The sequence below is a fragment of the Roseburia sp. genome, from assembly GCF_041325975.1.
Taxonomy (GTDB): Bacteria; Bacillota; Clostridia; order Lachnospirales; family Lachnospiraceae; genus Roseburia; species Roseburia rectibacter.
In genome coordinates this window covers 295,141-310,374 of the sequence record NZ_JBGLEJ010000003.1, presented here as the reverse complement: position 1 = coordinate 310,374, position 15,234 = coordinate 295,141, and the positions used below count along the sequence as shown (strand labels likewise).

13 protein-coding genes and 1 pseudogene are annotated in these 15,234 nt (G+C 40.2%); 13 read left to right on the top strand and 1 reads right to left on the bottom strand.

Features of this window, described 5'->3' with window-relative positions; all coding sequences use genetic code 11:
• Window positions 1-85 precede the first annotated feature (85 nt).
• The gene (locus tag ACDD58_RS01830; RefSeq protein WP_117922269.1) at window positions 86-1,432 is read right to left on the bottom strand and encodes a hypothetical protein; all 1,347 of its coding nucleotides are present in this window, start codon (window positions 1,430-1,432) and stop codon (window positions 86-88) included.
• Between the two features lie 196 nt (window positions 1,433-1,628).
• On the opposite strand from ACDD58_RS01830, the gene ACDD58_RS01825 reads away from it, so the two are divergent.
• From ACDD58_RS01825 to ACDD58_RS01765, 13 genes and pseudogenes are all read left to right on the top strand, one after another.
• On the top strand, window positions 1,629-2,093 hold the full coding sequence (locus ACDD58_RS01825) for a helix-turn-helix domain-containing protein (protein WP_117922268.1): 465 nt from the start codon (window positions 1,629-1,631) through the stop codon (window positions 2,091-2,093).
• A complete protein-coding gene (locus ACDD58_RS01820; protein ID WP_117922267.1) occupies window positions 2,090-2,779 on the top strand; it encodes an IS630 family transposase in 690 nt (229 codons plus the stop codon). The genes ACDD58_RS01825 and ACDD58_RS01820 overlap by 4 nt, the downstream gene beginning before the upstream one ends.
• A 227-nt stretch (window positions 2,780-3,006) precedes the next feature.
• Window positions 3,007-3,615: an ECF transporter S component gene (locus ACDD58_RS01815; protein ID WP_117922266.1), complete on the top strand. Its 609-nt coding sequence runs from the start codon at window positions 3,007-3,009 to the stop codon at window positions 3,613-3,615.
• A 112-nt stretch (window positions 3,616-3,727) separates the two neighbouring features.
• Window positions 3,728-4,336 carry an ECF transporter S component gene (locus ACDD58_RS01810; RefSeq protein WP_117922265.1) on the top strand — a complete coding sequence of 203 codons (609 nt, stop codon included), beginning with the start codon at window positions 3,728-3,730 and terminating at the stop codon, window positions 4,334-4,336.
• A 128-nt stretch (window positions 4,337-4,464) separates the two neighbouring features.
• Window positions 4,465-5,448, top strand: coding sequence for an FAD:protein FMN transferase (locus ACDD58_RS01805; protein WP_370775389.1), 984 nt, complete (start codon window positions 4,465-4,467; stop codon window positions 5,446-5,448).
• A gap of 26 nt (window positions 5,449-5,474) precedes the next feature.
• The gene (locus tag ACDD58_RS01800; protein WP_370775387.1) at window positions 5,475-7,805 is read left to right on the top strand and encodes an FMN-binding protein; all 2,331 of its coding nucleotides are present in this window, start codon (window positions 5,475-5,477) and stop codon (window positions 7,803-7,805) included.
• Window positions 7,806-7,818: 13 nt separating this feature from the next.
• On the top strand, window positions 7,819-8,280 hold the full coding sequence (locus ACDD58_RS01795; RefSeq protein ID WP_117922262.1) for an FMN-binding protein: 462 nt from the start codon (window positions 7,819-7,821) through the stop codon (window positions 8,278-8,280).
• A 128-nt stretch (window positions 8,281-8,408) separates the two neighbouring features.
• A complete protein-coding gene (locus tag ACDD58_RS01790) occupies window positions 8,409-9,203 on the top strand; it encodes a 4Fe-4S binding protein (RefSeq protein ID WP_370775382.1) in 795 nt (264 codons plus the stop codon).
• Window positions 9,204-9,275: 72 nt separating this feature from the next.
• Window positions 9,276-11,513, top strand: a complete 2,238-nt coding sequence (locus tag ACDD58_RS01785) for a penicillin-binding Tp47 domain C-containing protein (protein ID WP_370775379.1) — start codon at window positions 9,276-9,278, stop codon at window positions 11,511-11,513.
• Between the two features lie 175 nt (window positions 11,514-11,688).
• Window positions 11,689-12,351 carry a DUF4230 domain-containing protein gene (locus tag ACDD58_RS01780; protein WP_117922260.1) on the top strand — a complete coding sequence of 221 codons (663 nt, stop codon included), beginning with the start codon at window positions 11,689-11,691 and terminating at the stop codon, window positions 12,349-12,351.
• Between the two features lie 11 nt (window positions 12,352-12,362).
• On the top strand, window positions 12,363-13,007 hold the full coding sequence (locus tag ACDD58_RS01775; RefSeq protein WP_241070779.1) for a DUF4230 domain-containing protein: 645 nt from the start codon (window positions 12,363-12,365) through the stop codon (window positions 13,005-13,007).
• Window positions 13,008-13,101: 94 nt separating this feature from the next.
• A pseudogene (locus ACDD58_RS01770) lies at window positions 13,102-13,227 on the top strand (sporulation transcriptional regulator SpoIIID); the annotation flags it as partial.
• 539 nt (window positions 13,228-13,766) lie between these two features.
• On the top strand, window positions 13,767-15,167 hold the full coding sequence (locus tag ACDD58_RS01765; RefSeq protein WP_370775376.1) for a hypothetical protein: 1,401 nt from the start codon (window positions 13,767-13,769) through the stop codon (window positions 15,165-15,167).
• Window positions 15,168-15,234 lie beyond the last annotated feature (67 nt).

The window sequence follows — 15,234 nt, the reverse complement described above, 5'->3', positions numbered from 1 at the left end:
AGGAAGCTGACATGGGGGACGGGCTTTTTGTTGGGAGTTGGAGAAAATTTGCGGCTTCTTGTCTGGAGTTGGTGGAAAAAGTTATTTAGTTGTCCGGCAAAATCGTTACGGTACATTTTTTCTGATCCGCAGATACAGAGTCAACCGTGATCGTATACCCGGTATCAATGGTCACCTGTCCGTTGTTGTCATACCAGCCCAAGCCTGTGGCAGTGCCATCAATCACATCACCGTTCCGGTAAAAGCCATTTCCGTCATTGACCAGTCTTAAGATCCGCCTGCCGTTATTGGTGGAATCGTAGACAGGACTGTAGTTATCAGCGGTCAGATAGGGGGCATAGTATTCGTCGTTTGCAAGGGTGGCATCGACGTGATAAATACGAAGTCCGCCGGAAGAAAACATACCGTCATAATTACCATTCGGGGTGATATAGTCAAGGATCATGTATTCTGAAAAATAACTGGAAGCATCAGTGCGCGGTATGATCAGACAGCTTCCCTCTTGGGTATCATCTGTCAGGGTAAATGTCTGTGCAGCTGGAGTGTTAGTCTGCATGGAGGAGTCAGCTAAAGTGATGTCGGTCTTTTTGCTGCCGGGGTGGTAAATCTGTACTTCTGCCGGAAGGTACCATCCGAGCAGCAGCTTTGACAACGGACAAAAATCACCCGCAGCTTCATCCATGCGTTCAATGCCGGCATCCCCAGTCGTAGCTTCAAAATTTTCTTTTAAACCGTATTTATAATAATCCGGGAGTCCCATACAGTGCCCGTATTCGTGGGCGAGTGTTCCGAGATAATAATCCATGGTATCGGCATAAGGCTGTTCATCGCTGATCACATAGTAATTTAATTTTTCGCCATCTAAATCCGGCAGGGTGGAAGTCCACCAGGATGCCGTACAGCCATACCAGAAATCAGCATTGCCTCCGCTTGGAACAGAAAGGCAGAGAGCGTCGATATAGCCATCGCCGTCAGAATCATAATCGGTATAGTCGATCGTATCATTTAAACCGGAAAGAACCTCACGCACCAGCGTTTCGTATCCATCGTTCGTTTTTTCGTAGGATGCGATCGTACCTTTCGCTGTGTAATGAAATACATTTCCGGTCATATGTAGTGATCCGTATGAAGCACGGTCAAAATAACTAGTCAGGCTCTCACAGGGATAAAATTCAGTATTGTCTGTGCCAAACAGATAGGAGGAAATTTCTTCATCGGACAGGCGTCTGTCTGTATCATATTTCGCATCCGCAAAATCGACCACAACATCAAGTGCTCGGACATTGCCTGTCGTCGGCAGAATATCTGAGGCGAGAGCTGTAATCGGTGGCGGCGTCATTGGCGTGTGAAGCTGCCCGTATGCCGACCCCAAAAGCAGGGCACCAAGGCAGATAACCGGAACGGTGTTAAGTACATTTTTTTTCTGTATCATGGTAAAAACTCTTTTCTTATAAATATATGGTTAGCTTTGCACGCAAAAAGCAGAAAGTCAATGGCATTTATTGATAATTAAGGAAACATTAAAAATATAAAAAAGTGGTAGTATACTGTATCATTGATATTTAATTAATTTTATGGTCTGACAAACCGTTTCATGATATATTAAAAAGAAACGGCGGTGATTTTAGATGGCAAGACCAAAAAAATATAATATTTCATTAACGGATGACGAACTCAAGGAACTAAAATCTGTTATGCGTAAAAAGCAAACAACCAAAACTGTTCGAAACAGATGCCAGATTATCATTGATCTAGATGAGGCACACGGTAAAGTTCTTACCCATGCACAGTCTGCCAAAACAAATTGTGTATGTATGGCTACTATCATGAATACTGTAAAGCTTTATTCCGAAAAAGGCATCCAGGGTATCCGTACAATGAACCGGAATGTCAATTCTGATAATGCATGCAGAAAATTTGATGGGCGTGCTGAGGCTCGTATTATTGAAATTGCGTGCAGTCCTGCACCGGAAGGACATTCCCGCTGGACACTCCGTCTGCTGGAAGAACAGGCAAAAATTGTACTTGATGTTCCAGTCAGTAAAGATACCATCGGCAGGGCTTTAAAAAAAATAAACTTCGACCTCACATGAATGATTACTGGTGTATTCCGTCAAAAGAAGATGCTGATTTTGTAGCCTGCATGGAAGATGTCCTTGATGTTTATGAACTCCCATATGACCCGATGTACCCTGTTGTCTGTATGAATGAAAAGCCATACCAGCTTTTGGATGATGTAAGGCAGCCACTGCCTGTTCGTCCGGGTGACAACCAGAAAACGGATTCCGAATATAAGAGGAATGGCACCTGCAGCATATTTGCTTTTGTTGAACCACTTGGCGGCAGACACCATGTGAGTGTCCATGAACACCGTACTGCAATTGACCGGGCAATGGAAATCAAATATCTGTCAGATGAAATGTTTCCAGATGCAAAGAAAATCATACTGGTAATGGACAATCTAAACACCCATAAAGCTGCTTCACTTTATAAAGCATTTCCACCATCAGAAGCAAGAAGGATCATAAAACGACTGGAAATCCACTATACGCCTAAACATGGAAGTTGGCTTGACATGGCAGAAATTGAGCTGAATGTAATGACACGCCAATGTCTTTCGCGTCGAATATCCACCCTTGACAAACTTAAATGTGAGTTATCAGCATGGGAAATGGAACGTAATCGGGATACAGCTAAGATACAGTGGCATTTCCAAACCGGGGATGCACGGGAAAAACTGATATCACTGTATCCGACACTATCATCTGTCACTTTTTAATTAAAGTGGCAGATATACTAAATTTCAATGATACAGTACAGTAGTGCAATTCTGAGGATGGCACAATTTTAGGATTAACGCAATCTAAGATTGCGGAAAATACTGCCAGATGTTATACTTAGTCACGTTGCAGAGATACAGGATGCCGGAAATTTATAATGATTCACAAATGGCTCGTCCTGTGTTTCGTATAAAATTACATAAAAACGAGAAAAGAGGAAGGGACTATGACTCAGAAAAAGTTTTCCACAAAATTTCTTGTGGAAATGGCACTTTTAGTTGCCATCATTCTTATCATGGCTTTTACCCCGCTCGGATACATTAAGACAGTAGGTATAGAAATTACCCTGATCGTTGTTCCGGTGGCGGTAGGAGCTGTTACACTAGGACCAACGGCAGGTGCAATCTTAGGTGGTGTATTTGGATTTGCCAGTTTTTTACGGTGTTTCGGACTAAACGCCTTTGGTGCGACGCTGCTTGGAATTAATCCGTTTCTGGCATTTCTGGTATATGTGCCGACACGTATTCTGGTAGGATGGCTGACCGGATTGATCTATCAGGGACTCAGAAAGACGAAAATCCCATATACTGCATCAATCACGGTCGCAAATTTATGCTGTCCGCTTTTGAATACGACATTGTTTATGGGTATGCTAGTGATTGGTTTTTATCAGACGGAGTATATCCAGTCATTTGTTCAGACACTGGGTGTCAGCAATCCGTTCTGGTTTGTGCTTGCATTTGTGGGAATCAACGGACTTGTTGAAGCGGTTGTATGTTTTGTTGTAGGAACGGCAATTTCTGCAGCTTTGAAAAAGGCACTGAAATACAATTAACAGAATATGTTAAAAACGTTAATGCAGCATTGCGGAAAAGGTGTTCAAGTGCTATACTTAATAACGTTGCATATGAAAAAATTACATATTATTAAGAAAAGAGGAAGAGACTATGACTCAGAAAAAGTTTTCCACAAAGTATCTTGTGGAGATGGCACTTTTAGTTGCTATTATTCTTATCATGGCTTTTACCCCGATCGGATATATCAGAACAGCAGGTCTTGAGATCACGCTGATCGTCGTTCCGGTAGCGGTAGGAGCTGTTACATTAGGACCGGCAGCAGGTGCGATCTTAGGCGGTGTGTTCGGCATTACAAGTTTTATCCAGTGCTTTGGCATGAGTCCGTTTGGTGCAGCACTGCTTGGAATTAACGGCTTTTTGACATTTCTGGTATGCGTACCTACCCGTATTTTGATGGGATGGTTGACAGGTCTGATCTATAAAGGACTTCGCAAAACAAAGCTGCCATCCGGTGCATCTGTTACGATCAGCAACCTTTGCTGTCCATTACTTAACACTACATTTTTTATGGGAATGTTAGTGCTCGGATTTTACAATACAGAATACATCCAGTCATTCGTATCGGCTCTGGGTGCGAAAAATGCATTGCTGTTTATTTTAGCATTTGTCGGTGTGAACGGACTGATTGAAGCAATCGTATGTTTTATCGTAGGAACGGCAATTTCAGCAGCTTTGAAAAAGGCATTAAAATACAATTAAATAAAACATATGACGATATGTAGAAAGATCCCAGTGTTACCATTAAGGATAACACTGGGATCTTTCTGCTTATAAAAAAAGCGTTGAAGTTTCCTGTTATATAAAATGAGGAAAGCAGCACACAGAAAATGGCAGATGCGCAGAGTCAGCAGGAAAACGAAAGTACACAGGCAAGCAGGGATATATTTGCAATGGATACCTATATGAATGTAACAGCTTATGGTGTTGGTGCAAATGAAGCTGTCCGACGGGCAGAGGAGGAAATAGAACGTCTCGATAGTCTTTTATCTACCGGAGATCAAAATAGTGAGATTTATCAGATCAACCAGAATGGAGGAGGAATCCTTTCGGAGGATACCGCTTATCTTGTGGAACGGTCTTTAGACCTGTACCAGTCAACAAATGGTGCATTTGATATTGCAATATACCCTGTGATGAAAGCATGGGGATTTACAGATGATAATTTCAGGGTGCCGGAGGAAGAAGAATTACAGGAGCTTCTGACATTGACGGATGTGAATGATATTTCTTATGACAGCAGGACGAAGGAGATTTCATTCCAAAAAGAAGGAATGCAGATTGATTTAGGCGGGATAGCAAAAGGATATACTTCCGCACGTATCATGGATATATACCGTGAATGTGGAATTAAAAGCGGACTGGTTAATCTTGGTGGAAATGTACAGGCACTTGGAACCAAAACAGATGGGGGCAAATGGCGTGTTGCAGTGCAGAATCCACAGGATACAGATCAGTATATTGGGGTGCTCTCCATACAGGATAAGGCTGTGATCACTTCCGGTGGGTATGAACGGTATTTTGAGCAGGATGGAAAGACATATCATCATATTATAGACCCCAAAACTGGTTATCCGGCGGAGAACGGACTGATTTCTGTTTCCATTGTTACGGCAGACGGGACGCTTGCGGATGGACTTTCTACGTCCGTTTTTATTATGGGGAAGGAAGCTGCAACGGAATACTGGAGAGCTCACAGTGATGAATTTGACATGATTCTGATGACGGATGACAGGAAAATCTATGTCACAGAGGGGATTGCAAATAGTTTTGAATCGGAACTGGATACGAAGATCATTGAAAAAGAATCATAAAAAGATAGTTTTAGATGGAGATAAGCATGAACAAAATCTGGAAAAATATTTCAGGAATCGCACCAGTTATTCTGGCAGCAATCGTGGGACTTGGTGCAGTTGTTTCACTGAGTGATTATACAGCACCGGTTTATGGTGCAGAATCAGAGGGTGAACAGGAAGAGTCAGAAACTGTTATCGAAAATGCCAGTAATGAGTCGGTGGAAGAGCCGGAAACAGAGACGGAATTTGAAAATACGGAAACGGTTGCTGTTTTGACTGGTGCGTTTGATCTTGCAGATGGAACTTATGAAGGAAGTGCGAATGGATTCTCCGGCAAGATCAAAGTTTCAGTTGAGATCAGAAATCAGACGATCCGGTCGATCAATATTCTGAGCAATTCGGATGATGCAGCCTTTTTCAATCGTGCAAAAGAAGGCGTGACAGCAAGCATCCTTGCAAAGCAGAGTACGGATGTGGATACAGTTTCCGGTGCAACATACAGTTCAAAAGGAATCATAAATGCAGTCAAAGATGCATTGTCTTCCGGTGACAAGACGAAGAAAACGGCTGTGGCAAAAGGAAATTTTGCGTTGGATGATGGCTATTATGAAGGAACCGGAACTGGATTTGCCGGACCAGTCAAATTGTTTATTGAAATCAAAGATAAGTCGATCGTTGGGATCTATATTGTAAAAACGTCGGATGATGCAGGATTTTTTAACCGTGCAAAGGAGGGTGTGACTGCAAGTATTTTAGAAAAGCAGAGTACGGATGTGGATACGGTCTCCGGCGCTACATATAGTTCAAGGGGAATTATTGATGCGGTAAAAAATGCATTGACGGGCGAGACGGAAGATGCATTTACAATTGGAAAAGGAGATTTTGATATTGCGGATGGTACATATACGGGAAGTGCACAGGGATATTCCGGCACAGTGACAGTATCGGTAAAAGTGGAAAACCGTACGATCACGGCGATCGATATTGTCAGCCAGTCAGACACGGAATCTTATTTTGAACGTGCGAAAGGCGTTATAAGGACAATCCTTGCAGGTCAGACAGTAAATGTGGATGCGGTTTCCGGTGCAACATTTAGTTCCAACGGTATTATTAATGCGGTAAAAAATGCACTTGGGCTGGACAAGGAAGAAACAGAAAAGCAGAAAAAGGGAAAATTTAACTATCCAGACGGAGTCTATACCGGAGTCGGGGAGGGCTATGGCGGTGATATCGCTGCCACGATGGTATTACAGGATAAGACGATTAAGGCGATTCTGATCACAGATCACAAAAACGAGGATGACCGTTATTTTAACCAGGCGAAAAAAGTAGCGGATACTATCATAGATAAGCAGAGCTTGTCTGTGGATACGGTTTCCGGTGCAACATATAGTTCAAAAGGAATCATTGAGGCAGTATCAAATGCGATGAAGGCTGCAAAAAAGGGAAAAACGGATACCGAAACACAGGATGATACCGAAAAGCCAGACACATCAAATGCGAGTTCGTATTATGGAGTAGTTGTATGTAATCCGGATGAGAGCGGTGCTTTTACATCGTACAACCTGCATGTAAAAGTGATGTTTCAGAATGGAAAGATCATTGAAGTTTCCGACGTGTATGGGGATGGAGATTCCCAGAATGATACTTATATTACAAAAGCGGTCTCTGGCAGCAGTAAACATCCGGGGGTTGCGGCGCAGATTGTAAAGAAAAACGGAATTGATGGAGTAGACACAGTGTCCGGTGCAACCTGCACCTCTAAAGCGGTAATGCATGCTGTGGAGGTAGTGGCAAAAGCTGCAGAAAAAGACGGCATCTACACTTCATCCGGCAGTCAGAACGATGCTGACGATACAAAGAACAGCGAGGACACAGAAAAAGACAGCGAGAATACAGAAAAAGACAGCGAAAACACGGAAAAGAACAGCGAGAATACAGAAAAAGACAGTGAAGACACAGAAAATAACGGTGGTAATACGGAAAACGGCAGTGACAGCACGGAGAGTGGCGGTGATACCGAAAAAAATGATACGGAAAACACTGAGGATAGTGGCGAGAAGACGCTGACTTATAAAAATGGTAACTATAAGGTAAATGTTGTCTGCAATCCGGATGAGGACGAGGATTTTGATGCATATAATCTGACGGTGACGGTTGTGATTGAAAACGATAAGATCACAGAGATCAGAGATATTTCCGGAGACGGTGGAAAGAGCAATTCTTTCTATATAAAAGCCGCATCGAAAGGTGTTGTCAGTCAGATATTACAAAAGAACAGTACAGAGGGAATCGATACGGTATCGTCTGCAACCTGTTCTTCAAAAGCAATCATTGAAGCCTGCCAGAAGGCATTAGAGCAGGCAAAAAATTAAGGGAGAATGTCAGATGAAAGATTTTTTGATCCGCTCATTTAGTCTGGCAGCAGTCATTTTGATACTGGCAGGTTATGACCAGGTATTAAAGGATAGAAGCAAAGATGAAGAGATCACAAAGTTAGAGGCGCAGGTGACAAAACTGCAGCAGGACAAAGAAGATGCCATAGGGCAGGAAAATGAGAAAACTGTCAATGCAAAAGGAGCCTATTCTGATGGTAAATGGGAAGGTGAAGCAAAGGGTTTTGGCGGAATGATCAATGTACTTGTGACCGTTGAAAATGGAGCAGTCAGTGAAATTGAGATAACATCTGCAGATGGTGAGGATAAAGCTTATTTATCCATGGCAGAAGATATTATTCCAAAGATCATGGATGCGCAGTCCACGGAAGTGGATACCATAAGTGGTGCAACATTTAGTTCTACCGGAATCCGGGATGCCGTCAGCGAGGCACTGAAACAGGCAGAACAGTAAGAGTGAGGAAAAAATTGGAAGATACAAAGTTAAAAAATATAGCTGAAATAATTCAAAAAAATAGATCTGTTTTTTGGAAAAAGCATAAAAAGCAGATCCCGGTATGGATACGTGCGGGAATACAACTATTGTTTTTTGTATTGTTCCCATCAGCATTTACGGCTGCATTTTCCGGTGTCAAATATATTGCCGGACAGATGGGAACAGGGGCACAGATAGAGATTACGTCGTTTGTGATGACACTTATTATGCTCTGTGCATTTACTGTGGTATTTGGACGGTTTTTTTGTGGATTTGCGTGTGCATTTGGAAGCCTTTCTGACTGGGTGCGTGCAGTTTATGTCTGGGTTAGTAAAAAATTAAAAAAGAAGCCGGTCACGCTTAGTGCGGAACTTACGGCAGCATTATCACAGATAAAATATCTCATATTATTATTGATTCTTTTTCTGTGCTTTAACGGTGTTTATGTGAGATTGAAAGGCTGCAGTCCATGGGATGTATTTTCCATGGTTCATGCAGGAAATTTTGCATTGGGAGGATATCTTGTGGGAGTCGTCCTGCTTATTCTGATCCTGTGCGGCATGTGTGTGCAGGAGCGTTTTTTCTGCCGCATTTTGTGCCCGATGGGAGCAATATTTTCTCTCCTTCCGGTATTTCCATATTTTGTACTCAGAAGAGACAGGGAAAACTGCATTCCGGGGTGTGCGGCATGTACGAAAAAATGTCCATCGGATATCGGACTGCCGGAAACTGGCTCGATCGAGACAAGAGGTGAATGTTTTATGTGCCAGAAATGTATCGGCACCTGTCCCAAAAGGAACATTCACTGCGGTATCTCTGGAAAACAGAAAGGTAATGAATGGTGGTTTACTGGCATAAGGGTGGTAATTCTGCTTTTATTATATTTATGGATCGGAATTTGATCAAAGAAAAATTTTTGGTTAAAAGTTAGTTGATACTGACTTTTGATAGATAAAACAAAGGAGGATTTTAAAGTGAAAAGAAAAGATGTATCTGCACGGATTCTTACTGGTGTATTGGCTTTTTCCATGGTGGCAGCAACAGGAACACCGTCTATGGCAGTTTTTGCAGCAGAAGAAAGTGCAGTAGAAGCAGAGCAGAACACCGGAGAAGAGGTGAAGAGTGAAAACGAGACGGCGCAGGAGTATCAGTATGCTTATGCAGCACTGAGCTGGGCTGAGTACTGGAAAAATGAAGATGTATATAATGCCGGAAGTACAGAGAGCTCTGCCGAGGAAGATGCAAAGGGCGAACTTGACAAGGGCGCATTTGATACGGTATCGAGGGCAACTACCAATCATGGTCTGCACAGGGGAAGTTACCAGTGTACATCAGAAATTACAATGAAAGATGGTACCAAACTTAAAGTGGCATATTATACGGGGGCAACCAAAGGTGTACTGACGGACGGAAATCCTTTTTCCTATGATAAAAAGGATATTGAAAGTTATGTGGTAACCGGACTTAAATATGTTCCAGTCAAGGTAAAAACAGACGATTATGAAGCTTTTAAAGCAGCATATACCGTAGTAGAAAATGGAGATACTTTATCCGGAGGCTTTACGGAGAACAATCTGAAAAACTATACGGATCTGGTCGCAGAAGTAACAGAAAACACCAATGGCTTAAAAACGGTTACCAAAAATGAGGACGGAAGTTTTTCATTTTCTGCGAGGGTAAATAAAGGAACGGATTCTGGTATTAAGGATGCTGCATTAAAAACTGCAGAGAATATCACAACAACGGTAAAAGAGGCAAACGGTTCTTATGGAGAGTTTCTCCGTGTTGATTTAACAGGAGACGGATATGGTGCACTTGGCGCAGATATGCAGGCAGTAGAGTGGACTTATTATGGATCTGACAGTACTTATACCAAACCACTTCAGTCTTATGGAACCAAATTTGCAGCAGATAACTGGATGCACAAAGCACAGGGAATACAGCTTGGACTTACGGATTCACTGCGCTGCAAACTGCCGGAGGGAACAGATGGAACCGGATATTGGACATTGACGGTATATGCACTTGGTTACAATGATTATACAGTAAAATTTGAGGCAACGGATGCAAATATCGTTAAGGATAAAGAGGAAACGGTAAATACTACAGCACTTGAAGCTGCAATCAAAAGTGCAGAGAGCTTAACTGAGAGTGATTATACGGCAGCAAGCTGGTCTGATCTTTGCGTTGAATTGAAAGAGGCAAAAGATGAGCTTGCGGCTCCGCACACACAGGCTACTGTAGATGAGGCAACAGAGCATCTGAATGCTGCAATCAAAGCACTGGTAAAGGCAGAGCCAAAGGAAGAAACAAAAGAAGAAACAAAAACAGATGTTACAAAACTGAACGCTGCGATCAGGAAAGCAGAATCATTAAAGCAGAGTGATTACACGGCAGACAGCTGGAAAAAGTTACAGACTGCACTTAATGCTGCAAAAAAACTTACAGATGCAGCCGCAGAACAGACTGCAGTAGATCAGGCAGCAAGTGATCTGGAAACAGCGATTTCGGCACTGGTAAAAGCTGATACGGGAAATAACGGAACTACAGACAAAAAGAAAAAACCGGCAGTTGGAACTGTGAAAACAGTTGGACAGATCAAGTATAAAGTAACCGGAAAAAATACCGTAACCGTAAATAAATATGCAAAGAAAACCATTACAAAGGTATCTATTCCTGCAACGGTTAAAATCAACGGATATACATTTAAGGTAACTGCAATTGCAGACAGCGCATTTTCCGGATGTAGCAAACTGACAAAAGTAACTGTCGGTTCTAATGTAAAGACGATCGGAAATAAGGCATTTTATAAATGTACAGAATTAAAAACTGTAAGTGGAGCATCTAATATAACAAAAATTGAAAACAACGCTTTTAACGGATGTAAGGCGTTGAAAAAACTTGTTTTAGATTCAAAATCCCTGCAGAGCATTGGGAATGCTGCTTTTAAAAATTGTACAGCACTTACCAGCATTACGGTTTCTTCCACAAAACTGACAAAGATCGGTAAAGAAGCATTTTCCGGTAATAAAAAGTTAGCAGCAGTTACAATCAAGACATCAAAACTTACTAAATCAAGTGTAGGAAAAGATGCATTTAAGAACATCAAAGCAAACGCAGTCTTTAAAGTACCTTCAAAGAAAGTATCTTTTTACAAGACTATTTTTAAGGCAAAAGGTGCCGGTAAAAATATCAAGGTTAAAAAAATGTAAGGCGCAGATATATTTTATTGTAAAATGGGGTCTGAATCTGAAAAGATTCAGATCCTTTTTTTGAACTGTAACCAGGCTTCTTCTTTCTTTTATTACAGAAAATATGGTGCTTGTGAGAAAAGAAACCTTATTGTAGAATGGAATGTGTAATTGAACATTTGCGGAGGAAAAAGCGATGCAGCAGAACACAGGCGAAAAAAAGAGCAAAAATAAAGAGAAGAGAACACGGGTGATAAAGATTCGTATCACGGGAGGGGTTATTTTAGCAATTGTGATAGTGTGTGTCATTCTGAAAATTCTGAATGCAGATCCTTCATCTGTTTTCTTAAAAAATACAAAAGATGCAATCATCGGAGAAGAAGGAACGGTAACAACGATTTCAAAAGCGTCATTGGAAAAAGTTTTTGAAATCAGTGAACTTTCCACGGTAGATTATTCCTATAATGCAGTTGCCCGTGCGTATGAGGAGGATGGTGTTACTCCGAAATATTATGTGGCATATGAAGGAACCGTTACTGCAGGAATTGATTTCAGTAAGATTATGATCGATATTGATGAGGATACAAAAATAATCACCATTACCTTGCCGGAGAGCGAAATACAGAATACAATGGTGGATTTTGGTTCAATGGATTATATTTTTGAAAATAAAAAATATGAAACGGAAACTGTATCACAGGAGGCATATGAATTATGTAAAACAGATCTTGCCAGGCGGGCGGCAAAAGAAAATGATCTGATGACATTGGCGAAGGAAAATGCGGTTACTGCGGTAGAAGCGCTGGTTGATCCATGGGTACAACAGATAGACGGAGAATATAAAGTTAATATTAAATAGGGGGGAATGCAATGAGAAAATATAGGATAATAATGATACTATGTGTCATGTCATTGTTTTTAGTTGCATGTACAAATAAAAACGATAAGACAAAAGTGAAAATGGAAGAAACACAAGAAATGGAAACTGCGGCTGTCTTAGAACCGGATCTGGCACAGATCAGATCCATCTGTGATCTTGCAACGCTGGAATGTTATTATCATAATGTGGCTAAGTCCACAAAAGAAAAAGGATCCGGATTGGCACATCTGGGAGAAAAGGAGAGAAAATTCTGGATTGAGTATACAGGAGTTGTCAAGATTGGGATTGAAATGTCAGATGTGAAAATGGATGTAAATGGTACCAGTGTACAAATTACGATTCCCGGAGCAAAAATTTTTCAGCCGGAAGTAAAAACAATAGATGTGGATGATTATATTGCAACGTCAGATTCATGGTTTAACAAGAATCAGATTACAGCTGAGGAGCAGACACAGGCAGTAAATGAGGCACAGGATGAAATGGTGGCAGCAGTGGAAAAGAATAAAACGTTATTGGCAGGCGCGCAGGAGCGTGCGAAAACATTGATAGAAAATTATATCACACAGTTGGGGGAAGCTACCGGTGTGGAATATCAGGTTACATGGAAATATGCTGAAAATGGAACAGAAAGGTAAGAAACAATAGGATGCATGTTCTGTAAACATTCTATTGTCATGAACAAAAATTCCCTGCATACAATGTAAAAACAAGTATTGCAGGGGATTTTTTGTGAAAACCTATATTGAGGAAAGAGCTATGGAAATAGCCAGATATATTATTGATAATAATACGACGGTGCGTCAGGCAGCGAAACATTTTGGAATCAGCAAGAGTACGGTACATATGGTTGTAACAATATAGAGCGGTGGAAAGGTAAGGTTGTTTGGGTAGTTGAATAGGGGTAAAGTAGGAGCACTCTCAGGTGGAAACTTGGGGGTGTTTTTGATTGTGAAATTGGTTATTTAATGATATAATATGCATGTATTTTTTGCCTATATGGAGTATTGTAATTGGAGTATTAACAACAGCAATAACGGTGGCGCTTTCCGTAAGAAGTGAATTTGATAAGCATGGAAGTAAAATTCAAAAATGCAAAAAGCAGAATCGCGAAAATAACAGTAAGAAACTGTTGGTTAGATGGAAAGGATTAAGTAAAATGACTATTGTATTTGCAACATTTATGGTGAGCATTGGTATTCCTGGGCGTGACTCAAAGGTGTGTGGTTAATACAAAGATAAGAATGCGTTGAAAATAGGACGGAGTACTTTTGGGTTCGACTCCCAACACGCTCATTAGGAAAACCCGCTTGTGTAAGCGGGTTTTCCTAAATTATAGTAAAGAAAATTTACGTAAGAATAGACTGGTAGAAAGCTCTATGAAAGGACAATGTGATATGACGGAGAATGTAATAATTAAAGATATAGACTGTAAAGGCATAAATGTAGTTGAATTGGTAAAATATGTTTTGAATAAAAAGTGCGATAGTATCTGTACTCAAAACATGGATGATAGACACTTTGTAGTTACAGCGACTTTTACTGATAATATGCGTAATAAACCAGTTAGATTGAATTTACTGCTGGATTATGACGAATTAACTATTTATGAGATAAAGTTGGAAATAAATCAAGATGAAAATGACTTTATTGATTATTCAATGGATTTGAAATTATATTATTATGAAAATTTAGATATTTATAGGGCCATTCAAGAAATTAGGTCGGAAAATGATACTCCTAAAACGGTAAGAATATATAAACTGATGTATAATTCATATCCTATAAAGGGGGTATATTCCTTTAATTTTAAAAATTATAACCTTATGTTTCATACACTGGATAGTGTGGAAAGAACAGAACCATTGACAGAACAGTTTGTGGCATTTGACATAAAGTTGAAAGCAAATAACATCCAAGAGGCAAGAGCGAAAGCATATAATATAGTATCAGATTTTGTGAGTTATTTGTCGATATTACTTGATGTTTGCTTTTATGATCCACAATCGATATATCGAAATTTCGTGAGGCTTTCATATGATTCACATTATCGGAGAAATATAGTGCATGAGAGATATAGAACAGCATTTATTGATAATGAATTAAAATTAGTGGTAAAAGATAATTTGAATGGATTAGCAACTTTAGAAGATGTTATGAAAGGTGAAAATTTTGAAGGTGGAGTTATTTCCATAATGAATCCTGATAAAAGTGGTGTGAAGATTATAGAAAAATATGGTGATACAAAACACGTTGAAGAAATATTTGAAAGACATCGATTAGAAAAGATTCCAAAAAGCCAACCGATATATCGTGGTGAGATAAATGACGATGTATTTGTATTAGGACAAGAAATTTTCGTTCCGAAGTGTATTAGAGATTACTATAGAGGGATAGAAGATCTAGATGAGAAAAGGAGAATGGCATTTAGGAATTGTTCTAGATTATACAATAAGAGCATAGTAATGGGACCGGATGAATCTTCGTTTCAAATAGCTCTTTTGGTAGCAAGTGTTGAAAGTTTATCTAAAGCGGAAGGAATTAGTTTTTCAGATTTTGTACAGAAATATTGTAACACTGTCCAAAAGAATGATATAGATGATATGTATGAAATAAGATCAAAATTATTTCACTCCGGAGAATTTTCGTTTTTGGAGTTCGATGTTAATATGAACCCTTATTTGAGTCCTATGTATGAATATTTGTCAGATAAGTATAACAAATACCGTAGAGTACTTAGGAAAACGATTATATCTTGGATAAAAGAGAATGTTCTTAAAAGTAGTAATTGCGAATAAAAATTACACGATGCTCGTTACATGAGTAGCATGTGGTAGACTTGTTGTCATGGCAACTTGTGCCGAA

Bases quoted from the DNA above. Each gene is read 5' to 3' on its own strand.
- ACDD58_RS01800 (WP_370775387.1), top strand. From the start codon at position 5,475: ATGAACAAAATCTGGAAAAATATTTCAGGAATCGCACCAGTTATTCTG.
- ACDD58_RS01780 (WP_117922260.1), top strand. From the start codon at position 11,689: ATGCAGCAGAACACAGGCGAAAAAAAGAGCAAAAATAAAGAGAAGAGA.
- ACDD58_RS01765 (WP_370775376.1), top strand. From the start codon at position 13,767: ATGACGGAGAATGTAATAATTAAAGATATAGACTGTAAAGGCATAAAT.
- ACDD58_RS01825 (WP_117922268.1), top strand. From the start codon at position 1,629: ATGGCAAGACCAAAAAAATATAATATTTCATTAACGGATGACGAACTC.
- ACDD58_RS01815 (WP_117922266.1), top strand. From the start codon at position 3,007: ATGACTCAGAAAAAGTTTTCCACAAAATTTCTTGTGGAAATGGCACTT.
- ACDD58_RS01820 (WP_117922267.1), top strand. From the start codon at position 2,090: ATGAATGATTACTGGTGTATTCCGTCAAAAGAAGATGCTGATTTTGTA.
- ACDD58_RS01775 (WP_241070779.1), top strand. From the start codon at position 12,363: ATGAGAAAATATAGGATAATAATGATACTATGTGTCATGTCATTGTTT.
- ACDD58_RS01830 (WP_117922269.1), bottom strand. From the start codon at position 1,432: ATGATACAGAAAAAAAATGTACTTAACACCGTTCCGGTTATCTGCCTT.
- ACDD58_RS01795 (WP_117922262.1), top strand. From the start codon at position 7,819: ATGAAAGATTTTTTGATCCGCTCATTTAGTCTGGCAGCAGTCATTTTG.
- ACDD58_RS01805 (WP_370775389.1), top strand. From the start codon at position 4,465: ATGGCAGATGCGCAGAGTCAGCAGGAAAACGAAAGTACACAGGCAAGC.
- ACDD58_RS01810 (WP_117922265.1), top strand. From the start codon at position 3,728: ATGACTCAGAAAAAGTTTTCCACAAAGTATCTTGTGGAGATGGCACTT.